A 25,519-nucleotide genomic window follows, 5' to 3' on the forward strand; every position below is an offset into this window, starting at 1 on the left:
GGCTATAATGTCTTAATTCTGAAAACGGGAAGAGTTTATAAAGCTTTTCCCGTTTTGCGCATCTGCTCAAAGGTGTGTGTAAAGTGATGCCAGCAATGCTGTGCAGTGTCGAAATAAAGGAGCTCTAAGGTGTCGAAAACAATTCCAGCGGTTTTAGTGTTAGCAGATGGGACTGTTTTTAAAGGCATTTCAATTGGCGCTTCTGGGCATACAGTCGGTGAGGTGGTTTTTAATACCGCGATGACTGGCTATCAAGAAATCCTCACTGATCCTTCCTATACCAAACAAATCGTCACACTTACTTATCCGCATATCGGCAACACAGGGACCAATGCGGAAGATGTAGAATCCAATCAAGTTTACGCAGCGGGTTTAATCATTCGCGATTTACCACTTTTAGAATCTAATTTCCGTAGCAATCAAACTTTATCTGAATATTTAGTCGCCAATAATGTTGTGGCGATTGCAGATATCGATACGCGCAAGTTAACACGTATTTTGCGTGAAAAAGGTGCGCAAGCTGGCTGTATTCTGGCTGGTGAAAATGCTACTCAAGAAATTGAGATAAAAAAAGCGTTAAGTCTGGCGCAAAGCTTTCCTGGCTTAGCAGGTATGGATTTAGCAAAAGTCGTTAGCTGTAAAACAGCTTATGAGTTTAACGATGGTGAATGGTCGTTGGGTAAAGGTTTTGAAGCGCCCGAGAAAACCAGGTTTCATGTTGTCGCTTTTGATTACGGTGTTAAGCAAAATATTCTGCGCATGCTGGTTTCACGCGGCTGTAAAGTAACTGTGCTACCGGCGCAAGCTACGGCAGAACAAGCATTAAGCTACCAACCAGACGGCATCTTTTTGTCGAACGGACCTGGTGATCCTGAACCCTGCGATTACGCGATTAAAGCGATTAAAACATTGGTGGATTCAGGTATTCCGACATTCGGCATTTGTTTAGGCCATCAATTGTTGGCTTTAGCCAGTGGCGCGAAAACCGTGAAGATGAAATTTGGACATCATGGTGCTAATCATCCAGTGCAAGACGTTGAAACAAAGCGCGTTTATATCACCAGTCAAAACCATGGCTTTGCGGCAGACCCAGCCACTTTGCCTGTCAATATCAAGATAACGCATATCTCGTTATTTGATGGCAGTTTGCAAGGCATTGCACGCACAGATAAGCCTGCATTCAGTTTTCAGGGACATCCTGAAGCGAGTCCAGGTCCAACAGAAATGAGTGAATTATTTGATCAATTTATATCGCTTATGCAGAAAAAGGAAGCAGCGTAATGGCTAAGCGTACCGACATTAAATCTATTCTAATCATCGGCGCAGGGCCGATCGTTATTGGTCAAGCTTGCGAGTTTGATTATTCTGGCGCCCAGGCGTGTAAAGCATTGCGCGAAGAAGGTTATCGCGTTATTTTGGTTAACTCTAATCCTGCCACGATTATGACCGACCCTGAAATGGCAGATGCGACTTACATTGAGCCAATTACCTGGCGTGTCGTTGAAAAGATTATTGCCAAAGAAAAGCCAGATGCCTTATTGCCGACAATGGGTGGGCAAACTGCGCTTAACTGTGCCTTGGATTTAGATAAGCACGGCGTATTGGCTAAATACAATGTTGAGCTAATTGGCGCCTCAAAGGAAGCGATTGATAAAGCGGAAGATCGCCAAAAATTTAAAGAAGCCATGACTAAAATTGGCTTGGGTTCTGCACGCTCCAGCATCGCGCATTCAATGGAAGAAGCTTTGCAGGTGCAAGCCAGTATTGGTTATCCAGCGATTATTCGCCCATCATTTACCATGGGCGGTAGTGGCGGCGGTATTGCTTATAATCGTGAAGAATTCATCACGATTTGTGAGCGCGGTTTGGATGCATCGCCAACCAAAGAGCTGTTGATTGAAGAATCAATGCTGGGCTGGAAAGAATATGAGATGGAAGTGGTGCGCGATAAAGCGGATAACTGCATCATCATCTGTTCGATTGAAAATCTAGACCCGATGGGCGTACATACGGGCGACAGTATTACCGTTGCGCCAGCACAAACATTGACGGACAAAGAGTATCAAATCATGCGTAATGCCAGCTTGGCTGTGTTACGCGAAATCGGTGTCGATACTGGTGGTTCTAATGTGCAGTTTGCCATTAACCCTGTTGATGGTCGCATGATTGTGATTGAGATGAATCCGCGTGTATCGCGTTCATCTGCATTGGCTTCAAAAGCGACGGGTTTCCCCATTGCAAAAGTGGCGGCTAAATTAGCTGTTGGCTTTACGTTGGATGAGCTTAAAAATGAAATTACTGATGGCCAGACCCCCGCTTCGTTTGAACCGAGTATTGATTATGTAGTGACTAAAATACCGCGTTTTGCATTTGAAAAATTCCCGCAGGCGGATTCGCGTTTAACGACGCAAATGAAATCTGTTGGTGAAGTGATGGCGATTGGACGTACATTTCAGGAGTCATTTCAAAAAGCATTGCGTGGACTTGAGGTTGGTGTAGATGGACTAGATTCCATCACGACGGATATTGACCGTATTACCAAAGAGTTGGGTGAGCCTGGCCCAGAGCGTATTTGGTATTTGGGTGATGCGTTGCGTCAGGGTATGACAATCGCACAGATTTTTGATATATCAAAAATTGACCACTGGTTTTTAGCGCAAATTAAAGACATTATCGAGCGCGAAACTGCGTTAAGTGGCAGAAATATTATAGATTTGGATCGTGACGCGTTGTTTCAATTAAAGCGCCGTGGTTTCTCTGATAGACGATTAGCGAAGTTGTTGGCGACAGATCAGCATACAGTACGTGCATATCGTCAAAATCTGAATATTCGCCCTGTGTATAAGCGCGTCGATACTTGCGCGGCAGAGTTTGCAACGGATACGGCTTATATGTATTCCAGCTATGAAGAGGAATGCGAAGCGCAACCAACCAACAAGAAAAAAATCATGGTGTTGGGCGGCGGACCAAATCGTATTGGCCAAGGTATTGAGTTTGATTATTGCTGTGTACATGCGGCATTTGCCATGCGCGAAGATGGTTACGAAACCATCATGGTCAACTGCAATCCTGAAACGGTTTCTACCGATTACGATACATCAGACCGTCTGTATTTTGAGCCTGTGACATTGGAAGATGTGCTTGAAATCGTGCATATCGAAAAACCCGTGGGGGTGATTGTGCAGTATGGCGGACAAACGCCATTGAAACTGGCGCGTGATTTAGAAAAAGCCGGTGTACCGATTATAGGTACGACACCGGACGCGATCGACAGAGCAGAAGACCGTGAACGTTTCCAGAAAATGCTACAGGATTTAGGCTTAAAACAACCACCAAACCGTACGGCGCGTACGCCAGAAGCGGCATTGATTGCCGCGGCGGAAATCGGTTATCCATTAGTTGTTCGCCCAAGCTATGTTTTAGGTGGCCGTGCGATGGAAATCGTCCATGAGCAAAGTCAGCTAGAACGTTATATGCGTGAAGCGGTGAAGGTTTCTAACGAATCTCCAGTATTATTGGACCGCTTTTTAAACGACGCGCTGGAAATCGATGTGGACGCGATTTGTGACGGCGAAGATGTGCTGATCGGCGGCATTATGCAGCACGTCGAGCAAGCTGGCGTGCATTCTGGCGATTCTGCCTGTTCATTACCGCCTTATAACTTAAGTGAAAAGTTGCAAGATGAGTTGCGTGTACAAACCGTACAAATGGCCAAAGCATTAGGCGTAAAAGGTTTGATGAATGTGCAATTTGCGATTCAAGGCACGACTGTTTATGTGCTTGAAGTGAATCCGCGTGCATCGCGTACCGTGCCATTTGTGTCAAAAGCCTGTGGATTGCAATTGGCTAAAATCGCTGCACGCTGTATGGCAGGTCAAAGCCTAAAATCGCAAGGTGTGACAAAAGAAGTGATTCCGCCTTATTTCTCAGTAAAAGAAGCGGTATTCCCGTTTATTAAGTTTCCTGGTGTTGATACGATTTTAGGCCCGGAGATGAAATCAACTGGTGAAGTGATGGGCGTGGGCGCTACTTTTGCAGAAGCGTTTGTCAAATCGCAACTAGGCGCATCGGCTAAACTACCTAAAGGTGGTCGTGCGTTTATTAGTGTGCGCAACGAAGACCACCAAAAAGTAGTGGATATTGCACAAGATTTAGCCAAGCTGGGCTTTACTTTAGTAGCGACCAAAGGCACGGCTAAAGCGCTAGTAGAGCATGGCTTAACGGTTACACCCGTGAATAAAGTAGCAGAAGGTCGCCCGCATATCGTCGATATGATTAAAAACAATGAAATCAATTTTATTGTGAACGTGACTGAAGACAAAAAGGCGGTTGCTGACTCTTATGAAATTCGTCGCAGTGCTTTGCAAAATAAAGTCACGTATTACACGACGCTTGCAGGTGCTAAGGCTGCATGTATTGGCATGGCGCATATGGAAGAGCTTAATGTGGAGTCGCTGCAAGAATTACACAAAAAGCTGGCATAAAATACTGCACAAAATCTGGAGTTAAAAAGCCCAAATCAGAAAGCTTGGACTTGCATAAAAAGCTTATCTAAAATACACTTTAGCTTAACAATTACCTAAAACCACGCTCATCTTGGGTGTGGTTTATTTTTTTACCACTATTTAGAACGGTCTTACAGCATGGCATTAAATCAAATTCCCGTCACCATTAAAGGCGCAGAGCTACTCAAAGAAGAGTTACAGCGTTTACGTAGCACTGATCGCCCTGCGGTGATTCAGGCGATTGCAGAAGCGCGCGCGCAAGGTGACTTATCTGAAAATGCAGAATATGAAGCGGCCAAGGAAAAGCAGAGCTTTATTGAAGGTCGTATCGCAGAACTGGAATCAAAGCTATCTAATTTATTGGTGATTGATCCTACTACTTTGCATGCTGAAGGTCGCGTAGTGTTTGGCGCTACTGTCAATATTGAAGATTTAGATTCAGGCGACAATAAAACCTACCAAATTGTTGGTGAGGATGAGGCTGACATTAAAGGCGGTAAGATTTCGGTAGGCTCACCCATTGCGCGCGCATTGATTGGTAAATCAGCAGGTGAAGTAGCAGAGGTTTCTGCACCTGGCGGCATTAAAGAGTATGAAGTACTTGATGTGCTTTATATTTAAAACTCGATAGCACACTTGGATATTTAAACGAATGTTATCTAGACTAAACTTGATTGTTGTGACGCTTTGGGTTGGCGCACTTTGGGCAATCGGCCTGTCTGCTTATGTGTTATTTGATGTCTTGCAAGATAAGCGGTTGGCGGGCAGTTTAGCTGGGCGCTTATTCACTATTGTCAGTTACATTGGCATGGTAAGCGCAATTTATTTGCTGATTCAACGCCTGCTGGATTACGGCACTGCTGCATTAAGACAAAGTTTTTTTTGGGCCGTGTTTGTTATGCTGCTTTTAGTATTAGCAGGACATTTTGGTATTCAACCTTTGCTCGCACAGTTGAGAAGCGCAGCGCTGCCAAACGATGTGATGCAAAGCGTTTTTGCCAGTAGGTTTAGAAACTGGCACGGTGTAGCTAGTGTGGCTTATTTGTTAGAGTGCTTGCTGGGCTTTGTGCTGGTATTAAAAGTACGATAGCATTAGAGTGAATAATGCTTTAGATTAAACCTAAAGCGTTAAATTCAAAGCTTTGGAATGATAACTTTAGCTTTTTCTTTTACGGTATTGCTTGCACGATAAAATACTAATTGTTTGCCAATATGATGTACTGCAACTGCGTTGGTTTTCGTGCAAACTTCTAAATATAAAGCCTTTCGCGCATCACGGTCATCACCTGCTACCTGCACTTTAATCAATTCGTGGGCATTTAAGTTAAGCTCAATTTCTTTTAGAACACTTTCGGTCAGGCCGTTATTGCCGATCATGACAACAGGGTTTAAGCTGTGCGCTAAGCCGCGTAAATGAGCAATTTGTTTGGTGCTAAGTTTCATTTGTTAACCTTTTAAATAATGCACTATTTTATCATGAACAGCTGTTGTTGATTTGAAGCCATTTTACTTTGAAATTTGTCACATATTAAAAGAGGCTTTATTTTGAAAGTTGTTATAACTTGAAACAAACTATATTTTGAAACCTACTAGAACCAGTAAAGCCTGGATGCAAGAGCATCTGAATGACGAATTTGTAAAACGTGCTCAAAAAGAAGGCTATCGTGCGCGTGCTGCTTATAAATTAATCGAAATTGATGATAAAGATAAGTTAATCAAGCCGGGTATGACAGTGGTTGATCTAGGTTCAACACCCGGAAGCTGGTCGCAAGTGGTGGTGCAGCGCTTAAAGGGCCAAGGCAATGTGATTGCTTTGGATATTCTTGAGATGCAAGCGATTCCTGGTGTGACTTTTATTCAAGGGGATTTTCGGGAAGATGCGGTTTTAAAAGAACTCGAAAATAGTCTAAATGGTAAAAAAGTAGACCTTGTAATTGCGGATATGGCCCCCAATATAAGTGGTATTAAAGATGTTGACTTGGCGGGTTCGGCTTATTTAACTGAATTGGCCTTGGCATTTAGTTCCGTATGGCTGAAACCAGATGGGCATTTTTTAGTCAAAGTTTTTATAGGCTCAGGTTTTGAAGAGATTGTAAAAGTGATGCGATTACAATTTGCTAAGGTAGTTACCCGCAAGCCAAAAGCATCGCGTGATCGCAGTAGTGAAGTGTATTTATTAGGCTTAAATAAAAAGGCTTAAGAATAAGAACTTAAGTAATAACTGAATAATATAGACTGGCGTAATGTTAGTAATTTAACAATGCGTGTAAGTGAATTAGTTTAAAATAAGTCATCTGTTTAATGACTTGAATTCCCCAATTTTTAAGGAATGGGCACGTGAATAATATCGCAAAAAGTATCGCAATTTGGCTAGCAGTAGCGCTTGTGTTGATGATGGTGTTCAACCAATTTGGCGCAACCAGCAAAGCAGATAGCCAAATGGTCTACTCACAATTCATGCAGGAAGTGAAAAATGGCCGTATTGCCAAAGTGCAGATCGACGGCCGTGTCGTGCATGGTAAAACGCAAGATGGCAAAGAATTTAGTACCTACGCGCCGAATGATTTATGGATGGTGAACGACTTATTAAAATACAACGTAGTCGTCGAAGCGAAGCCAGAGCAACAACGCTCTGTATTGTTAGAGCTATTCATGTCCTGGTTCCCAATGATTTTATTGATTGGTGTATGGATTTTCTTTATGCGTCAAATGCAAGGCGGCGGCAAGGGCGGTGGACCGTTTTCGTTTGGTAAAAGTAAAGCGCGTCAATTAGACGAAAGTTCAAATCAAACGACTTTTGCCGATGTGGCCGGTTGCGATGAGGCGAAAGAAGAAGTTACTGAGTTGGTCGACTTTTTAAAAGAGCCGACCAAATTCCAGAAACTAGGTGGCCGTATTCCACGTGGCGTATTGCTTGTTGGTCCTCCTGGTACAGGTAAAACCTTGCTTGCGCGTGCAATCGCAGGCGAAGCAAAAGTGCCATTTTTCTCAATCTCTGGTTCAGACTTTGTGGAAATGTTTGTCGGTGTTGGTGCGGCGCGTGTACGTGATATGTTTGAAACAGCCAAGAAAAACTCGCCTTGCATTATCTTTATCGACGAGATTGATGCGGTAGGACGTAGCCGTGGTGCGGGTACTGGCGGCGGCAACGATGAGCGCGAGCAAACATTGAACCAGTTATTGGTGGAAATGGACGGTTTTGAAGCCAGTTCTGGTGTGATTATTATCGCGGCAACCAATAGGGCGGATGTATTGGATAAAGCCTTGTTACGTCCAGGTCGTTTTGACCGTCAAGTAATGGTTGGTTTGCCTGACATTAAAGGCCGTGAGCAAATTTTATTGGTGCATATGCGTAAAGTGCCAATTGATCCAGATGTGAAAGCTGATATTTTAGCGCGCGGTACGCCTGGTTTTAGTGGTGCAGATTTGGCTAACTTAGTGAATGAAGCCGCTTTATTTGCGGCACGTCGCAGCAAACGTACGGTTGATATGGAAGATTTTGAAGATGCTAAAGACAAAATCTACATGGGTCCTGAGCGTAAATCGATGGTGATGCGCGAAGAGGAGCGTCGCAATACGGCGTATCACGAAAGCGGTCATGCTGTAGTAGCTAAGTTGTTACCAAAGGCAGATCCTGTACATAAAGTAACCATTATGCCGCGTGGTTGGGCGCTTGGATTAACATGGCAGTTGCCTGAGTTCGATCGCATCAGTAACTATAAAGATAAGATGCTGGAAGAAATTTCGATTCTATTTGGCGGGCGTATTGCTGAAGAAATTTTCATGCATCAAATGAGTACTGGCGCATCGAATGACTTTGAGCGTGCAACTAAATTAGCGCGTGATATGGTGACTAAGTACGGCATGAGTGACGCACTTGGCACGATGGTTTATGCAGGTAGCGAGCAGGATTCGTTTTTCGGCAACATGAGCTCTAAAACGGTGAGTGAAGCGACGCAGCAAAAAGTAGATGCTGAGATTCGCCGTATTTTGGATGAGCAATATGGTATTGCGCGCAAATTGCTGGAAGACAATCGTGATAAAGTTGAGGCGATGACTGCGGCGTTGATGGAATATGAAACCATTGATGCTGATCAGATCAACGATATTATGGCAAGTTTGCCAGTGCGTGCGCCTAAACCTCGCCAGCCAAAAGTAAAGCCAACGGATAGCGGCGGATCTTCTGGCACCACGGCAACGCCAGCGCCGCAGCCTGCGGCAAAAATTGAGTAATTTAATGTGTTAAGTCTACGTTAATATTCAAATATAAGTGGTGTTAAAATAAGGGTTGATTCCAATATTGATTGGCTCAACCCTTTTTTATTATCTAGAGGTTTTATTGTCTAGCATTCTTATTACCTGGCGATTATCGATATGATTTTTAATTGCGGAAAATTTCAGCTCAATTTAAATCGCCCACACGTGATGGGCATTGTGAATGTCACGCCGGATTCATTTTCGGATGGTGGAAAGTTTGCGCAAACGAATCTAGCGGTTGAGCACGCGTTAAAGCTGGTGGAAGAAGGTGCTGATATTCTGGATGTTGGCGGTGAATCTACCCGACCAAATGCAGTGCCGGTGAGTTTGCAAGAAGAATTAGACCGCGTGATTCCTGTGATTGAAGTTTTGGTTAAGCAAATCAATATTCCGTTATCGATAGACACTTATAAATCGCAAGTGATGCAAGCAGCGATTGCAGCTGGTGCTAGTATTGTGAACGATATACGTGCATTACAGGAAAGTGATGCTTTGAGTATCGTTGCGGCTTCTGATGCAGGTGTGTGTCTGATGCATATGCAAGGCACGCCACAAAGCATGCAAATCAACCCGCAATACACTGATGTTGTGAGTGAAGTAAAAGCATTTTTGCAGCAGCGGCTAGAGGTGTGTGAAGCAGCAGACATTGCAAGAGATCGAATTTTGCTTGACCCTGGTTTTGGATTTGGAAAAACGCGGGCACATAATATTGCCTTGATTCAACATCTTGCTAGTTTTTCATCGCTGGGTCAGCCTTTGCTGGTTGGTCTGTCACGTAAATCTGTATTAGGCCAAGTGACTGGACATGATGTGGATGCAAGGCTATACGCCAGTGTCGCGGCATCGGTTATCTCGGCAATGGTTGGTGCTAAAATATTACGTGTGCATGATGTAAAAGCAACAGTGGAAGCATTAAAAGTAGTGGTGGCAATCCAGCAATAATCACCAATGATTAATCAGCATAAACGGCAATTACGATAAGAGTAAAACAATATGAGTAAACAATATTTCGGCACTGACGGTATTCGTGGAAAAGTAGGGGAGCACCCGATTACACCTGATTTCGTCATGCGTCTGGGTTATGCCGCTGGTCGTGTCTTGGCGGTCCGTGCCGGCGATTTAGCAAAAGGCGCACGCCCTGCTGTACTGATAGGAAAAGACACACGCATTTCTGGCTACATGTTAGAAGCCGCGCTGGAGGCAGGTTTGTCGGCTGCTGGCGTTGATGTCTTACTGACAGGGCCAATGCCGACACCTGCGGTTGCTTATCTCACGCGCGCTTTGCGTGCGCAGGCAGGGATCGTCATTTCTGCCTCACATAATCCTTATTACGATAATGGCATTAAGTTTTTCTCTAGTTTGGGCGCTAAATTGCCGGATGAGATTGAGCATGCAATTGAGGCTGAATTAGATAAGCCAATGCAGGTGATGGAGTCGGCAAAGCTAGGCAAAGCGCGCCGTATTGATGATGCGGCTGGACGTTATATTGAGTTTTGTAAAAGCACTTTTCCCAATCATTTAGACTTGCGCGGTCTAAAAATCGTACTGGATTGTGCGCATGGTGCAACTTATCATGTGGCACCACCTGTTTTTCATGAGCTGGGTGCAGAAGTCATTACAATCGGTAATAAGCCGGATGGTTTGAATATCAATGAGCAAGTTGGCTCAACGCATCCGCAGGCGCTACAAAAGGCAGTTGTAGAACAGCAGGCGGATTTGGGCATTGCTTTTGATGGTGATGGCGACCGTGTGATGATGGTGGATAACCTTGGTAATTTATTGGATGGTGACCAGCTTTTGTACATTATTGCGCTAGGTTTATATGCTAAAGGTAAATTGAAAGGCGGCGTGGCGGGCACGTTGATGACCAATTTAGCGCTTGAACATGCGCTGCAAAAACATCAAATACCATTTGCGCGTGCCAATGTGGGTGACCGCTATGTGCTGGAATTGCTGAATCAGAAGAACTGGAAATTAGGTGGCGAGAACTCTGGCCATATTTTAACGCTGGATAAGCATAGCAGTGGCGACGCAATCATCGCGGCTCTGCAAGTACTGCAAGCGCTGGCAGATAGCGGTAAAACGCTGGCAGAAATTGGCGCGAGTTTAAGTTTGTATCCACAAGTGTTAATCAATGTGACGACTAAAGATAAGTTGGATTTACAGCATACTGATATTCAGCGGTCAGTTAAAGCTGCTGAAACAAAACTGAATGGTTCAGGTCGTGTATTGCTACGTGCTTCTGGTACTGAACCGAAAATTCGCGTGATGGTGGAAGGCCAAGATGCTGCGTTGGTGCAAAAACTGGCTGAAGACATTGCGGCCGTTGTTAAAAAAGCTGCAGAATAAAAATGAATTTAAACGCAGTTGAGATTAAGGCGTTTGTGCCTGCAAAAGACTTTGCATTGTCCAAACAGTTTTATCAGGAAATTGGCTTTGTATTGGCATCAGAGGGCGGTGGTGTTGCCTATTTTCATCATCAACATGTAAGTTTTTTATTACAAGATTTTTATGTAAAAGAGTTTGCTGACAACTTGATGATGCATTTACTAGTGGAAGATGTGGATGCATGGTGGAGCAAAATACAAAGCGCTAATATTGCCAAAAAATACGGCGTCAATGTTGGCGCTATAGAACAACAGCCATGGGGCATGCGTGATTTTGTGATAGCTGATCCTAGTGGTGTGCTTTGGCGAATCGGGCAAAATACGGATTAAACCTACTATTTAATTTAAATAGTAGAAACAATATTATTGTTTATTGATATATATCAATAAGTTACGTCAAAAAAACTTCATTTAACTGACACTAATCATTCACATTATCCTGACACACTGCCAGCATCAACAAGTGTAAAGAGATAATGATGTCAAATAAAATGCGAATTTACCTTAGCCGCATGCATGCGTTAGATAGCGCAGTGTGCGTGACCGTGAGTCATACCAATCAATATCGACTGATTCGTGATTGGTTCAGGTTAATCAGTCGTCTGGGTGATGGCGTATTTTGGTATGGACTGATGCTGGCGATTATATTAACGCAACAGGCGAATGGTATTCAGCCCGTTTTGCATATGCTGGCTGCTGGTTTAACGGGCACGTTAATCTATAAATGGTTGAAAAAAGCAACGCATCGGCCACGTCCTTTTCAGGTGAGGCAAGATGTTTGGGTGGTGGGAAAGCCGCTGGATCGCTTTAGTTTCCCCTCGGGCCATACTTTGCATGCGGTAGCCTTTAGCGTGGTGGCAATGCATTATTACCCGCAATTGGCCATTATATTAATGCCGTTCACGCTTATGGTTGCAATGTCTCGCGTGATTTTAGGTTTGCATTATCCAAGTGATGTATTGGCTGGTGCAAGTATTGGTTACGTGATCGCGCAGCTATATTTAATGTTGATTTAATGCAGCAGTTTTGAAATTTAACCCAGATTGTTAGTCTGGACTTTTAATTAATAGTTATACAACTTAATCACTTGCAGCATTATAAAAATGAATCGGCGTAGCTAAACGCCTGGTTAAATCTCTCAAGCATTTCTCCCTCCAAACAATCATCTCTGCTGCGTTAAGATGATTTAGTTCTGGTTCCCACAAAGGTCTGTTACCTTGAACAGACTGATCAAAATGCACCAAAGCATTTTTAGTTTTAGCCAAGTAATATTCCAGACTTTTCACCAGTCGTTTGTCTTTCAACTGGGTTAATCTTAATACAGCAGAAGACAGCCGACTTTTTCTTAACACATAATCAGCCCATGCCAATCGGTTTAAATGGACAGATACGTGTGTTGTTGAGCGGTTAAAACCATCATGGTTACCATCAAAAAAACAAGGCATGACAAACGCACTTAGTTCGTTTATATGCATGCGTATTAACTGATGCGGCGTGTATTTTATGTGCTGGGCAATATGCGCATCCATCGCCCATTCAGAGGTGATATGCGTAATCAGCGCGTTGTTCAGCCATGGAATACGTTTCCATTTGGCTTCGAATGCCGGCACAAAATGATTGTGTGCTACTACGTCGACAAATAGATGGCTGGTGTAACCGACTGCAATCGCTATCTCTTGCTCGGAATTAGCATTTTCCATCATCCATTCCGCTTTTTGCCATTGATGCGTGGTGTGAAAATGTTTTGAAATGATTGCTAAATCTGGCAAACAGGCGCCAGCCAAAACTAATGTGGGGAATCTTTTTATCGCTTGCTGGATTTTTGGATCTAACAAAGGGCTGGCCATGAGCAGCCACTGTGCAAAATAAATGTGGGTATACAAACCCCAGGCATTGGCATCGATTGAAAAAATACCTAAGGGGAAACACCATAAAAAACTGTGAATCAGACGTTTTTTCATGTTCGCAACTTTGGCAGTTGGATATGAATTTCGAATGACAACGCCATGATAATTCTGTGACAAATACGCTATAAGTGCGTGTTTTATTCATCAATCTGTCACAAACAACAGATAGTATGAATAAAATTTATATGGATAAGTCAATGAATATATTACTGATTTCAGATGTTTACTTCCCGCGCGTCAATGGCGTTTCTACTTCGATCCGAACGTTTACCCAGCAATTACAAACACTTGGTCACAGAGTATATTTAATTGCGCCCGATTATGGCGTAGTTACTGAAGATGAAGCATGGATCACGCGTGTGCCTGCGCGCTCGATTTATTTCGATCCTGAAGATAAGTTGATGAAATATAACGAAGTATTACGTTTAGCGGATAAGTTGCAAGCAAAGAATTTTGACGTGATTCATATTCACACACCATTTATTGCGCATTATGCGGGCTTAAAATTATCTAAGCTGTTGCAGATTCCTGTTTTAGAAACCTACCACACTTTTTTTGAAGATTACCTACATCATTACTTGCCATGGATTCCACAGTTTGCTGCACGTGGTCTGGCGAGATTAATCTCTAAAAACCAATGCAATCAGGTCGATGCGATTGTGGCGCCGTCACAGCCTATGTTGGATGTACTGCGTACTTATGGCGTGAACACTCTGGCCGAAGTGATTGCTACCGGTTTGCAAACCAGCAGTTTTAATCCTGCTGATGGTCATGCATTTAAACAGAAACACGGCATATCGTTAGAACGTCCAATGTTGTTGTATGTTGGGCGAGTTGCACACGAAAAAAATATCGGATTTTTATTAGTGGTAGCCAAATTATTAAGTGATGTGATGCCAAATGCGTTGTTGGTGATTGCCGGTGAAGGACCTGCGTTGCCCAGTTTGCGGGCCTTGGTTAAATCGCACGATATTGAAAAAAACGTACAGTTTATTGGTTATTTAGATCGCAACACAGAGTTGAATAGTTGTTATAAAGCGGCCGATGTATTTGTGTTTGCCTCAAAAAGTGAGACGCAGGGCTTGGTGATATTAGAAGCGATGGCGCAAGGTACGCCCGTTGTTGCGATTGCTGAATTAGGTACGGCCTCTATTTTGGTAGAAGGACAGGGTGCGCTGATTTCGATTGAAAATGAATCGGAGTTTGTGCAAAAAGTGCATAGCTTGCTGATTAACCCGCAACGCCGCAAGCAATTGGGTCAGGCTGCGCGTGAATATGCACATAAAAAGTGGACCGCGGCTAAGCAGGCAGATCGTATGGTTAAGTTTTATGGCACTGTGCTGGATAGTCAAAATAAGCAGATTAAAGAAACAGTGATGCTGGATGTGCAGCAGGTAGAAGGTTAATAGATTTAATACGACTTAAATTAAGTAAGTAGTTTTAGCCAAATAAAAAAGCCAGCATTGCTGGCTTTTTTATTGTAACTATTCAATTCAAATAAAGCTTGAATGGATGCATTAACCAAATTTACCAGTAATGTAATCTTCTGTTTCTTTACGGGTTGGGCGCGTAAAAATCATGTCCGTATCGCCATACTCAATTAACTCGCCCAAGTACATATAAGCGGTGTAATCTGAGACGCGCGCAGCTTGTTGCATATTATGCGTCACCACCAAAATAGTCAGTTTGTTGCGCAGTTCACTCATTAACTCTTCAATATTCGCCGTGGCAATTGGGTCAAGCGCAGAAGTTGGTTCATCAAATAACATAATCTCTGGGTCTGTCGCCAACGCACGCGCAATACATAAACGTTGTTGCTGGCCGCCGGATAAATTAAAGGCTAAATCATGCAAACGGTCTTTAACTTCGTTCCATAGTGCGCCGCCTTTTAATGCTTCTTCTACTTTGTCATCCACCATGCGCTTATTTGTTTCGCCGCGCACACGCAGGCCGTAAGCCACATTTTCATAGATAGATTTAGGAAATGGATTCGGTTTTTGAAACACCATGCTAATGCGCATACGTACTTCAATTGGATCTACGCCAGCCTCCAAGATATTGGTGTTGTCTGGCTGCATGACAATTTGACCTTGATATTTATTGCCTGGGTACAAATCGTGCATGCGATTAAAACAGCGCAAAAATGTGGATTTACCGCAGCCTGATGGGCCAATTAATGCGGTGATTTTGTTTTCGTACAAAGGCATATTCACATTTTTTAAAGCTTGCATACCGTTGCTATAAAAAAAGTTTAAATCACGCGATTCTGCTTTAATTGCTGTTGTTACATTGGCCATAAATTTTTCCCGAAAATACTTTAGTTTTTAAATCCAGATATTTTTATTACTCGTTAGCTTTAATTATTACCACTTAATGTTTTTACGAATTTTGTAACGTAGATAAATGGCCGTACCATTCATCAGCAAAGTCACAATGATAATAATCGCGCCAGTTGCGGCGGCATTGATATGAAATGCATGATCAGGGCGCGATAGCCAGTTAAACATTTGAATCGGCAACACGGTAAAGCCGGAAGTTAACCATTCAAAATTGATAAAAGGCGGTGTTCCAGAGATAGGAGAGGGTGGCAAAAATGCAATAAATGTCAGCGCGCCAATCGTAATGACTGGCGCAGTTTCGCCCAGTGCCCGCGCCATACCAATAATGACGCCGGTTAAAATGCCGCCTTGCGAATACTTTAATACATGATCTTTTACCACTTGCCATTTAGTCGCACCAACGGCGTAAGCGGCTTCGCGAATCGCGACTGGGATCGCGCGAATAGACTCGCGGGTGGATACAATGACGATAGGTAAAATTAACAAGCCAAGTGTTAAGCCTGCAGTTAACACGCTTTGACCTAAACCTAAACCATAAACAAATAATCCAAGTGCCAGCAGGCCATAAACGATTGATGGCACGCCTGCCAGGTTGGATACGTTAATTTCGATCAAATCGGAAAACCAGCCTTTTTTTGCATATTCTTCTAAATATAAACCAGCTGCAACGCCCATTGGTACGGCGGTTAAGAATGTCACAGTCATCACCAAGAGTGAACCGACCCAAGCAGATAGCAGGCCGGCTCTTTCCGCGCGACGGGAAGGAAAGTTACTAAAAAAATCGAGATTAAAACGACCGTATCCATCTACCAGCAAATCAATAAACAGCGTACATAAAGTGAGCAAGCCGACCATCAGGGCGATTAACCCGATGATAGAGAATAAAATGTCGTTCCGCTTATGACGTTTAATCATCGCGCGTACGCTATCTAAGTTATCCAGCACACTGGGTTGTGTTTTTTTAGCTAATTCAGTCATAGTGATTAAAGGCTGCTCTCGTCAGTTTTATTTGAGATATTTAATTGAGTAATCATTTTAATTAATAATTTTGGCGGAATTTTTTGCGTGCAAGATGGCCAAGAATATTGAATGTTAAGGTCATTAACATCAGCACTAAACCAGCCGCAAAAATACTTTGATAGCCAATACTGCCGTGTGGTAAATCACCCAACGCAACTTGCACGATATAGGCCGTGATAGTTGCGGCACTTTCCATCGGGTTAAATGTTAAGTTTGGCTGTTGGCCTGCGGCGACAGCGACTACCATCGTTTCACCCACTGCGCGCGAAATCGCCAGAATATACGCAGCGATGATGCCTGACAGGGCGGCAGGTGTAATCACTTTAACTGCCGTTTGAAAGCGCGTTGCGCCCATCGCATAACTGCCTTCACGCATGCTCATTGGTACTGCGCGCATCGCATCTTCAGCTACTGAGCTGATGTAAGGGATAATCATAATGCCGATGACGATACCTGGACCTAACATGTTAAAACCAGGTAAATCGGGGAATATCTTTTGCAATAAAGGTGTCACAAATAAAAGCGCAAAGTAGCCAAATACCACCGTTGGTACACCGACTAACAGTTCTAAAATAGGCTTAACAGTTTCACGTACTTTATGACTGGCAAATTCAGATAAATAAATTGCACCAATGGTGCCGAGTGGGATTGCCACGCAAAGTGCGATGGCTGATGTGGTTAATGTGCCCGCAACCAAGGGCATGATGCCAAAGTGTGCGTCTTCAAATAACGGTGTCCATTGTGTATCGGTTATAAAATCAACAATAGAGACATGTTTAAAAAACGTAAGAGACTCAACGATTAATACAGCCACAATGGCAAAAGTGGTTAATACAGCAGAAAGTGCCGCTAGCATTAAGATGAATTCAATAATGCGCTCGCGTACATTACGCTTAATGTTTTTGGCTAGACGTGAACTAATAGTAGTATTGTGATTTGCATTGGCCATTGTTTAGGAGCTTTATATGAGTGACACTATATTGAGTGGCTTTGTATTTTGTGCCTGTATTGTAATGAATTAATGTGACAAATATAAGACAATTTACATTGTCACACTAAACGGAATGGCTGTTTTGCGGTGAAGATTTATTCAATCAATTGCTGGGTATTTGATTACTGAGCAATTAAAGATGATAAAAAAGACGACACATTGCCGTCTTTTTTATCATTCGAAAATTATTTAATACGTGCTAATAGTTCTTCAATTTTAATACCGACTTCAGGCACGCCACCAAAACCTGTACCTGATTTTAATGCTTTCCAGTGTTTAGTCACAGCAGCATACTCATTGGCTGGCAATGGAATATATTTCACTTCTTTTACTAAAGTTGGCGCATTTTCTAAGTAGAAGTTAATGAAAGCTTTCACTTCTGGTTTGAAAGCACCAGAGCTTGCATTCACGTAAATAAACATCGGGCGTGAAAGTGGTTGATAAGTGCCGTCCTTAACGCTTTCATAGGAGGGCATTACTGCAGGGGCACCTTTTTTGGCGACAATTGGCACTGCTCTTAATTTGTCCTGATTTTCTTCATAGTAGGCAAAACCAAAGTAACCCAGGCCGCCTTTATCCGATTGCACGCCTTGCACTAACACATTGTCATCTTCAGATGCGGTGTAATCGCCACGGCTAGATTTTGCCTTGCCTACGATTGCTTCAGTAAAGTAATCAAACGTACCGGAGTCTGATCCTGCACCAAATAATTTAAGCGGTGAGTCAGGAAAAGCAGAGTTAATTTGTTTCCAAGTTTTTACTTTGCCTTGCGCTGCTGGCTCCCACATTTTCTTTAGCTCTTCAACCGTTAAGCTTTTAACAAAGTCATTATTTTTGTTCACCACAACAGTTAAACCATCATAAGCCACTGGTAATTCAATATATTGAATACCAGCTTCTTTACAAGCGTCCATTTCCTTTTTCAGGATTGGGCGTGATGCATTTTGTACATCGGTTTCGCCACGGCAGAACTTTTTAAAGCCGCCGCCTGTACCAGAAATACCCACAGTTACTTTTACTTTAGTGGCGATTTGGTATTCTTCTGCTACTGCTTCAGTAATGGGGTAAACAGTACTTGAGCCATCAATTTTGATGATTTTTTCCGCTGCAAATACTTGTGGTGTAGATAAAGTTGCAGCAACCAGTGCTGTAAGTTGTAATGACCTGCCAAACAAAGTGTTCATAAAATCTCCATATAATTAACTGCGTCTTCTGAATAAACAAGACTTTAAATGGCTAATGTGACAAGTTTATGACAAAAAATGAACAAGAAGCTTATGTTTAAAAGTAGATTAGGCTTCTTGGTTCAAATTGGGCGTAATGAAAGCTTAGATAAAAGCTAGGTAAAAACCTTACATCTTCAATGTTAGTGCCAACTGATAGCACAATGCTGCGATTAATCCTGCGCATGGTATGGTTAAAACCCATGCCCACACGATGCGAGAGGCCAGGCCCCAGCGTACGGCAGAAGCGCGGCGAGATAAGCCAACGCCAATAATCGCACCAGTAATGGTGTGTGTGGTAGATACAGGAATGCCAAGCGAAGTCGCTAAAAATAACGCAATCGCACCAGAGGTTTGTGCGCAAAATCCACCTGAAGGGCGGATGCGGGTGATGCCCATGCCCATGGTGCGCACAATACGCCAGCCACCAAATAATGTGCCTCCCGCCATGGCAATCTGACAGGAAATAACTACCCAGAATGGCACATGAAAATCCCCTTGCATATAGCCATTTGCATAAAGTAACACTGCGATAATACCCATGGTTTTTTGTGCATCATTGCCGCCATGACCTAAGCTGTATAAAGAAGATGACAAAAACTGCAGTTTGTTAAAGCGCCGTTCAGTTGGGTAGGGTGATGACTTCTCAAATAGCCATAACACAGCAATCATCAATATTAACGCCAGTAACATGCCAAATAAAGGTGAAAGAATAATGGCAACAGAAGTTTTAATCAGGCCCTGTGCTACAACCGCACCTGTGCCAGCTTTAGCAAGCCCTGCACCAACTAGGCCGCCAACTAATGCGTGAGAGGAAGATGATGGAATGCCAAACCACCAAGTGATTAGGTTCCATGAAATTGCACCGCCAAGTGCGCCGAATATGACAGCATTATCAATGATTTCTTTATTGATAATGCCAGAGCCTATCGTGTTGGCGACATGCAGACCAAAAAATAAAAACGCGATTAAATTAAAAAAAGCTGCCCAAATAACGGCAGCCTGCGGTGTCAGTAACCTCGTCGAGACCATGAGCGCGATAGAATTTGCTGCATCATGAAAGCCATTCATAAAATCAAATACAAGAGCCACAAACACCAGCAGGCCCATCACAATCATTGCATGTTCAATCATATGCGTTCCAACACCACGCCATGAATCACGTCAGCCACGTCTTGGCAGCTATCAACCGCTTCTTCAAACATATCATACAACTCTCTTGAGCGAATTAGCGTGCGGGCATCCGTTTCTTCTGCAAATAAGCGGCGCATGCCAGCACGCATCACATGGTCTGCTTCGCCCTCGATACTGCTAATTTGTGCACAGGTACGTAAAATTTTCTCTGCGTTTTTCATGTCCGAAAGCATACTAACTGCCTCACGTACCTTCTCAGCTGCGCGTAGCAAAATTTGACCAAGTGCGACCATTTCTGGCGTGAAATTGCTGTGGCCATAGATGCTGGCACTTTGCGGAATGTTTTCCATGTAATCGATAATGTCATCTAGCGCCATTGCCAATTCACGAATTTCGCGGCGATCAAACGGCGTGATAAATGTTTTATGCAGCGTGAGTAGAATCTCTTTGGTGTATTCGTCTGCTTCGCTTTCGATACGGCATATTTCTTTAAAATGCTCATCGAATTTGTTGGCGTCATTCACAGCTGTCATCATTGCCAGCACTTTAGAACCTTCTACTGCACAGTCTGCCAAGCTGTTGAATAGCGTAAAATAATTGTCACTACGCGGTGAAATGGATGCCATCAGTCTACTGAATATACCATTTGCCATATCTTAAATATCTCCCATAAAAGCGTCATTTTAATTGTGACAATAATGTTACAGGAGGCTGGCTTAAACTGCATTAACTAATGCGATAAAATTGCATGTTAATATCTGCGCAGAGCTATTAATGTGACATGGTTTTGAGTGAAAATCATGTATTAACTACTGTGAGGAAAATATGAGCAGTGTCACCATTTATCACAATCCATCCTGCGGAACATCGCGAAATACTTTGGCGATGATACGTGCCAGTGGCGTTGAACCGCAGATCATTGAGTATTTAAAAACACCGCCTGACCGTGAAAAATTAATCCAATTAATCACACAGATGGGTATAGCGCCGCGTGAATTGTTGCGTGAAAAGGGCACACCTTATACTGACTTGGGTTTAGATGACTTGAATGTGAGCGATGCAGTTTTGATTGATGCGATGCTACAGCATCCGATTTTGATTAATCGCCCAATCGTAGTGACTGCAAAAGGCGTTAGATTATGCAGGCCATCCGAATTGGTATTAGAAATTCTAGACAATCCAAATTTTGGTCAATTTACCAAGGAAGATGGCGAAGTCGTGAATATTCCAGCTAAATAAAGCGGCCTAATTATGGCTTCTGCCTTTGCTGTATAATGCTGTTTTTTTAGCTATTAGCAAGCCAAAATGGAAGCTGAACAACTCAATATTATTGCCAATCGCCTGACGGATTTAAGTGCGCGTCACCACGCCCTTCGGGGGTATCTTTGACTTTGAAAACAAGTCGCAAAAGCTGGAAGAGGTAAATGGCTTACTGGAAGACCCGAAAGTCTGGGATAACGCCAAAAAAGCACAAGAATTAGGTAAAGAAAAACGCATGCTCGAGCTGGTGGTGCACAACCTGCAGAATCTCGAGAATGGGTTAAAAGATAGCCAAGAGTTGTTTGATATGGCGCGTGAAGAAAATGACGATGAAACATTGTTAAGTGTGGATTCAGATACGCAGCAGATTGAAACACAAATCGCTACCATGGAATTCAGGCGTATGTTTTCGGGCGAATTAGATGCCAATAATTGCTTTATTGAGTTTCAGTCCGGCAGTGGCGGCACTGAAGCGCAAGACTGGTGCAATATGTTATTGCGCATGTATTTGCGCTATGCAGAGCGCAAAGGCTTTAAGGTAGAAGTGTTGGAATTATCCGATGGTGATGTGGCGGGCATTAAAGGCGCATCGATTAAAGTGTCTGGCGATTATGCTTACGGCACTTTACGCACTGAGAATGGCGTGCATCGCTTAGTCCGAAAATCACCGTTCGACTCAAACGCGAAACGTCACACTTCTTTTGCCAGCGTGCAGATTTTCCCGGAAGTAGATGACAGCATTGAGATTGATATTAACCCAGCCGACTTGCGTATTGATACCTACAGAGCAAGTGGCGCCGGTGGTCAGCACATTAATAAAACCGATTCAGCCGTACGTATCACGCATTTGCCCACAAACGTAGTCGTGCAATGTCAGAATGACAGAAGCCAGCATCGTAACCGTGAGGAAGCGATGAATATGCTTAAAGGCGCACTTTATAATTTAGAGCTGAATAAGCGCAATGCCGACAAACAAGCACTGGAAGATGCCAAGACGGATATCGGCTGGGGGCATCAGATTAGAAGTTATGTGCTGGATCAGGGCCGCATCAAAGATTTACGAACCAATGTCGAAATCGGCAATACGCAAGGTGTGCTGGATGGCGACCTTGACCCATTTATACAAGTTAGTTTGAAGCAGGGAGTTTAAGCGTGAGCGACAAGAATCAACAAAATAATGAAATAGCACCAGTGGATGAGAATCACGTTATCGCAGAGCGGCGCGAAAAGTTAAAGGCGATTCGCGAGGCTACGCAAGGTGTGGCTTTCCCTAATGATTTCAAACCATTACATAAAGCAGATGCCCTGCATAAGCAATATGGCGAGCTTGACAAGGAAGCGCTCGATCCGCAGGCGGTTTCAGCCACTGTGGCTGGTCGCATGATGTTAAAACGTGTGATGGGCAAAGCCAGTTTTGCCACGATTCAGGATGCGAGCGGTGACAGTGGCGGTGCGCGTATTCAACTGTATATTGCACGCGATGAGGTCGGCGAAGATGTTTACGAAAGCTTTAAACACTGGGACATGGGTGACTTTTTAGGTGCTACTGGCCGATTATTTAAAACCCGTACTGGTGAATTGTCGATTCATGTGACGGAATTAAGATTGCTGACAAAATCACTGCGTCCATTACCAGAAAAATTTCATGGCTTGCAAGACCAGGAAGTGAAATATCGCCAGCGTTATGTGGATTTGATTACCAGCGAAGAAACGCGCGCGACGTTTATTGCGCGTAGCAAAGTAGTTTCTGCGATTCGCAACTTTATGATTCAAAATGAATTTCTAGAAGTTGAAACGCCGATGTTGCACCCGATTCCTGGTGGCGCATCAGCCAAGCCGTTTATTACACATCATAACGCGTTGGATATGCAAATGTTTATGCGTATCGCCCCAGAGTTGTATTTGAAACGTTTGGTGGTAGGTGGTTTTGAGCGCGTTTTTGAAATTAACCGTAATTTCCGTAATGAAGGTTTAAGCGTTCGCCATAATCCAGAATTCACCATGATGGAATTTTATGCGGCTTATACCGATTATCAATGGTTAATGGATTTTACCGAGCAATGTATACGCGCTGCCGCGATTGCTGCACGCGGAACGGCTACATTGACTTATGACGGCAAAGAGGTCGATTTAAGCAAGCCATTTGAGCGTTTGACAATCGTTGGCGCTATACAGAAATATGCACCGCAATATACGTTGGAACAATTAAATGACGCTGCGTTTTTGCGTGCAGAAATATTAAAACATGGCACGAAGCCATTTGACCATGCTGGTTTAGGCGCGTTGCAATTAGCGTTGTTTGAAGAAACGGCCGAAAGCCAATTATGGCAACCGACTTATATTATTGATTACCCAGTTGAGGTTTCACCGTTAGCCAGGGCATCAGACAAAAATCCGGAAATCACTGAACGGTTTGAGTTGTTTATCACAGGACGTGAAGTGGCGAACGGTTTTAGTGAGTTAAATGATGCAGAAGACCAAGCTGCAAGATTCCATGCGCAAATGAAAGCCAAAGAAGCGGGTGATGCAGAGGCGATGTATTACGATGCGGACTTTATTCGTGCATTGGAATATGGCATGCCACCAGCCGGTGGCTGTGGTATTGGTATCGACCGCTTGGTCATGTTAATCACAGATAGTCCAAGCATTCGTGATGTGATTTTATTCCCACAAATGCGCGCTGAAGGATAATATCTTCTGCAATAGAAACTTTACGTTTAGTTAAAAGCTTAATTAAGAACGTTAAACAAAAGCCATCTGGTAGAGATATCAGATGGCTTTTTCGTTGTGTTGCAAATATGCAACGTTTAATGGAGTTTTTGTTAAATAAAAGACATCTTCCTGAATATGTAGCCAACTGTCATAAATTTGTCATGTTGTGACACCAAAATCCATCCTGTTGAATAAACACAAAAGAGCAGTTATTTAATCTAGGAGATTTTGGAATGAGTTTTAAATTACGTAATTTGGTTGCAGCAACACTTGCGGGTTCTTTGTTAATGAGCTTTGGTGTAAATGCAATGGCAGATTCAACAGACGATATTGTGAATGCATTAATATCAAAAGGTGTATTGACTGAAGAGGAAGGTGCGCTTTTACTAAAAGGCCGTGAAGGCGAAAAAGAAGGCCAAGCAAAAGCAATGAAAAAGGCCAGCAAGTTAACTATTTCAGACGCGATTGATAATGCGACTGTGTATGGTGATATTCGCGCCCGTGTCGAATATAGAGAAGGTGAAGACTCACGCTCACCTTCAGTAGAGCAAGAAAGAACGAGAACTCGTTATAAGTTAACTTTTGGCGTAAAAACTACGGCAGGTGATTTCTACTCTGATTTAGCCTTTGCGATGGGTTCAGGCGGTCGTTCTGATAATGCAACATTTGGTACTACGAATGGTGCCAATAATAAAGATGCACTTTTAGTTAAACGTGCGATGGTGGGTTGGAATGCAACTGACTGGTTAGCACTTGAAGCAGGCCGTATTGCTAACCCGCTTTATACTACTGCAATGGTATGGGATAGTGACCTTACCATTGAAGGTTTGGCTGAAAAGGCTAATTTCAAAGTAGGGAATACCGATGTTTTCTTAACTGCGTTCCAGGCGCAATATGAAGGTGATAGAAGAAAGAACAGTGATGGCAGCATTACTGGAGCAGCTTCTACATCAAATGAGTTGTTAGCTTTCCAAGGTGGTGCTAAGTTTAAGATTACCGATGACGTATCAGCAAAAGCCGCATTAACTTATTACACATATACCAATGATAACGTTGCTGGTAATGGTGTTGCCGGTGCTTTCACCCCAGCGGTTGGTAATGGTACTGGACTCGGCACAAACCCATTAGCAACCAATGATTTAAGCATCATTGAAATTCCGGCTGAAATTGGCTTTAATGTAAGCGGTGATATTAGTGCTAAAGTTTTTGGCGACTATGCTTTCAATATTGATGGTGATGATCGCTATAAAGCAGCATTGGCTAACTCTACGGGAGCAACTAACGCAGCGATTGCTAAAGCAGGTAACGATGATAAGGCATGGTTATTAGGTGTTGGTTTTGCGCGCAAGCAAGATAAAAAACCTAAACAAGGAGATTGGGCAGCAAACTTATGGTATCAAGATGTTGGCGCGTATGCACTTGATCCAAATACACCAGACTCTGACTTCTTTGACTCACGTGTAAACATGAAGGGCGTTGTACTTAAAACCGAATACAACTTAAGGGATAATGTGTTCCTTAACTTTGCTGCAGGCCATGGTAAAAGAAAAAATGATGACATAAGTGCTGTTGGTGCAGGTAATGATATTACTCTGAATCTCGATAGCTACAGCTTGTATCAGCTTGATATGACTTATAAGTTTTAATAAGTCTTGAAATCAAAAAAGCCTCTAGCGTTCGCAGAGGCTTTTTTTATTGATAAAAAACGTTTGAGAATACACTTAATCAGGCGTTTTTTTCGTTTTTTATCGGTCAATAGTTTAAAATATTACCTGTAATTCAAT

23 protein-coding genes are annotated in these 25,519 nt (G+C 43.1%); 15 read left to right on the plus strand and 8 right to left on the minus strand.

The annotated features are described in order from the left end of the window. Nucleotides 1-129 precede the first annotated feature (129 nt). From carA to K370_RS10905, 4 genes are all read left to right on the plus strand, one after another. Nucleotides 130-1,281, plus strand: a complete 1,152-nt coding sequence (gene carA, locus K370_RS10890; RefSeq protein ID WP_047541504.1) for a glutamine-hydrolyzing carbamoyl-phosphate synthase small subunit — start codon at nucleotides 130-132, stop codon at nucleotides 1,279-1,281. Next, nucleotides 1,281-4,484, plus strand: a complete 3,204-nt coding sequence (carB, locus tag K370_RS10895; RefSeq protein ID WP_047541506.1) for a carbamoyl-phosphate synthase large subunit — start codon at nucleotides 1,281-1,283, stop codon at nucleotides 4,482-4,484. Before carA ends, carB begins: the two co-directional genes overlap by 1 nt. Before the next feature lie 159 nt (nucleotides 4,485-4,643). Beyond that, nucleotides 4,644-5,126, plus strand: a complete 483-nt coding sequence (greA, locus tag K370_RS10900) for a transcription elongation factor GreA (RefSeq protein WP_047541508.1) — start codon at nucleotides 4,644-4,646, stop codon at nucleotides 5,124-5,126. A 31-nt stretch (nucleotides 5,127-5,157) separates the two neighbouring features. After that, nucleotides 5,158-5,595: a DUF4149 domain-containing protein gene (locus K370_RS10905; RefSeq protein WP_047541509.1), complete on the plus strand. Its 438-nt coding sequence runs from the start codon at nucleotides 5,158-5,160 to the stop codon at nucleotides 5,593-5,595. A gap of 44 nt (nucleotides 5,596-5,639) precedes the next feature. On the opposite strand, the gene yhbY is transcribed toward K370_RS10905, so the two are convergent. Further along, entirely contained in the window at nucleotides 5,640-5,948 is a 309-nt protein-coding gene (gene yhbY, locus K370_RS10910; protein WP_047541510.1) for a ribosome assembly RNA-binding protein YhbY, read from the minus strand. A 136-nt stretch (nucleotides 5,949-6,084) separates the two neighbouring features. On the opposite strand from yhbY, the gene K370_RS10915 reads away from it, so the two are divergent. The 6 genes from K370_RS10915 to K370_RS10940 all read left to right on the plus strand — a co-directional run bounded on the left by K370_RS10915 (nucleotide 6,085) and on the right by K370_RS10940 (nucleotide 12,165). Continuing rightward, nucleotides 6,085-6,705, plus strand: a complete 621-nt coding sequence (locus tag K370_RS10915; protein WP_047541511.1) for an RlmE family RNA methyltransferase — start codon at nucleotides 6,085-6,087, stop codon at nucleotides 6,703-6,705. Nucleotides 6,706-6,842: 137 nt separating this feature from the next. Continuing rightward, nucleotides 6,843-8,738: an ATP-dependent zinc metalloprotease FtsH gene (gene ftsH / locus K370_RS10920; protein ID WP_047541512.1), complete on the plus strand. Its 1,896-nt coding sequence runs from the start codon at nucleotides 6,843-6,845 to the stop codon at nucleotides 8,736-8,738. A 141-nt stretch (nucleotides 8,739-8,879) separates the two neighbouring features. Beyond that, a complete protein-coding gene (gene folP, locus K370_RS10925) occupies nucleotides 8,880-9,704 on the plus strand; it encodes a dihydropteroate synthase (RefSeq protein ID WP_047541513.1) in 825 nt (274 codons plus the stop codon). Between the two features lie 51 nt (nucleotides 9,705-9,755). After that, the gene (gene glmM, locus K370_RS10930) at nucleotides 9,756-11,111 is read left to right on the plus strand and encodes a phosphoglucosamine mutase (protein ID WP_047541515.1); all 1,356 of its coding nucleotides are present in this window, start codon (nucleotides 9,756-9,758) and stop codon (nucleotides 11,109-11,111) included. A 2-nt stretch (nucleotides 11,112-11,113) separates the two neighbouring features. Beyond that, nucleotides 11,114-11,479 carry a VOC family protein gene (locus K370_RS10935; protein WP_047541517.1) on the plus strand — a complete coding sequence of 122 codons (366 nt, stop codon included), beginning with the start codon at nucleotides 11,114-11,116 and terminating at the stop codon, nucleotides 11,477-11,479. 149 nt (nucleotides 11,480-11,628) lie between these two features. After that, nucleotides 11,629-12,165 (plus strand): phosphatase PAP2 family protein, encoded by a 537-nt coding sequence (locus K370_RS10940; RefSeq protein ID WP_047541518.1) that lies wholly within the window; start codon nucleotides 11,629-11,631, stop codon nucleotides 12,163-12,165. A gap of 63 nt (nucleotides 12,166-12,228) precedes the next feature. On the opposite strand, the gene K370_RS10945 is transcribed toward K370_RS10940, so the two are convergent. Further along, the gene (locus tag K370_RS10945; RefSeq protein WP_047541990.1) at nucleotides 12,229-13,110 is read right to left on the minus strand and encodes a zinc dependent phospholipase C family protein; all 882 of its coding nucleotides are present in this window, start codon (nucleotides 13,108-13,110) and stop codon (nucleotides 12,229-12,231) included. Nucleotides 13,111-13,253: 143 nt separating this feature from the next. Between K370_RS10945 and K370_RS10950 the strand changes: the two genes are divergently transcribed. Further along, a complete protein-coding gene (locus K370_RS10950; RefSeq protein WP_047541991.1) occupies nucleotides 13,254-14,462 on the plus strand; it encodes a glycosyltransferase in 1,209 nt (402 codons plus the stop codon). Nucleotides 14,463-14,573: 111 nt separating this feature from the next. Here K370_RS10950 and pstB read toward each other — a convergent pair whose 3' ends face one another. The 6 genes from pstB to K370_RS10980 all read right to left on the minus strand — a co-directional run bounded on the left by pstB (nucleotide 14,574) and on the right by K370_RS10980 (nucleotide 20,416). After that, a complete protein-coding gene (gene pstB / locus K370_RS10955; RefSeq protein ID WP_047541519.1) occupies nucleotides 14,574-15,353 on the minus strand; it encodes a phosphate ABC transporter ATP-binding protein PstB in 780 nt (259 codons plus the stop codon). 66 nt (nucleotides 15,354-15,419) lie between these two features. Further along, nucleotides 15,420-16,373 (minus strand): phosphate ABC transporter permease PstA, encoded by a 954-nt coding sequence (pstA, locus tag K370_RS10960; protein ID WP_047541521.1) that lies wholly within the window; start codon nucleotides 16,371-16,373, stop codon nucleotides 15,420-15,422. A 61-nt stretch (nucleotides 16,374-16,434) separates the two neighbouring features. Then, nucleotides 16,435-17,364 (minus strand): phosphate ABC transporter permease subunit PstC, encoded by a 930-nt coding sequence (gene pstC, locus K370_RS10965; RefSeq protein ID WP_047541522.1) that lies wholly within the window; start codon nucleotides 17,362-17,364, stop codon nucleotides 16,435-16,437. A gap of 227 nt (nucleotides 17,365-17,591) precedes the next feature. Beyond that, nucleotides 17,592-18,590, minus strand: a complete 999-nt coding sequence (locus K370_RS10970; protein WP_047541523.1) for a PstS family phosphate ABC transporter substrate-binding protein — start codon at nucleotides 18,588-18,590, stop codon at nucleotides 17,592-17,594. A 168-nt stretch (nucleotides 18,591-18,758) separates the two neighbouring features. Further along, nucleotides 18,759-19,763, minus strand: a complete 1,005-nt coding sequence (locus K370_RS10975; RefSeq protein ID WP_047541524.1) for an inorganic phosphate transporter — start codon at nucleotides 19,761-19,763, stop codon at nucleotides 18,759-18,761. Next, nucleotides 19,760-20,416, minus strand: coding sequence for a DUF47 domain-containing protein (locus tag K370_RS10980; RefSeq protein WP_047541525.1), 657 nt, complete (start codon nucleotides 20,414-20,416; stop codon nucleotides 19,760-19,762). The genes K370_RS10975 and K370_RS10980 overlap by 4 nt, the downstream gene beginning before the upstream one ends. Before the next feature lie 172 nt (nucleotides 20,417-20,588). Here K370_RS10980 and arsC point away from each other — a divergent pair, with 172 nt between their 5' ends. The 4 genes from arsC (at nucleotide 20,589) to K370_RS11000 (ending at nucleotide 25,381) form a co-directional block, all read left to right on the plus strand. Continuing rightward, the gene (gene arsC / locus K370_RS10985; RefSeq protein WP_047541526.1) at nucleotides 20,589-21,002 is read left to right on the plus strand and encodes an arsenate reductase (glutaredoxin); all 414 of its coding nucleotides are present in this window, start codon (nucleotides 20,589-20,591) and stop codon (nucleotides 21,000-21,002) included. Between the two features lie 66 nt (nucleotides 21,003-21,068). Next, nucleotides 21,069-22,173 (plus strand): peptide chain release factor 2 gene (gene prfB / locus K370_RS10990; protein WP_152603148.1). Its coding sequence is split into 2 segments (ribosomal slippage): nucleotides 21,069-21,149 and nucleotides 21,151-22,173, totalling 1,104 coding nucleotides; the frame shifts between segments, so codons are not numbered across the junction. Nucleotides 22,174-22,175: 2 nt separating this feature from the next. Then, on the plus strand, nucleotides 22,176-23,714 hold the full coding sequence (gene lysS / locus K370_RS10995; RefSeq protein ID WP_047541527.1) for a lysine--tRNA ligase: 1,539 nt from the start codon (nucleotides 22,176-22,178) through the stop codon (nucleotides 23,712-23,714). Between the two features lie 254 nt (nucleotides 23,715-23,968). Continuing rightward, nucleotides 23,969-25,381 (plus strand): putative porin, encoded by a 1,413-nt coding sequence (locus K370_RS11000; protein ID WP_047541529.1) that lies wholly within the window; start codon nucleotides 23,969-23,971, stop codon nucleotides 25,379-25,381. Nucleotides 25,382-25,519: the final 138 nt, after the last annotated feature.

This window comes from Methylotenera versatilis 7, from assembly GCF_000799165.1.
Lineage (GTDB): Bacteria > Pseudomonadota > Gammaproteobacteria > Burkholderiales > Methylophilaceae > Methylotenera_A > Methylotenera_A versatilis_A.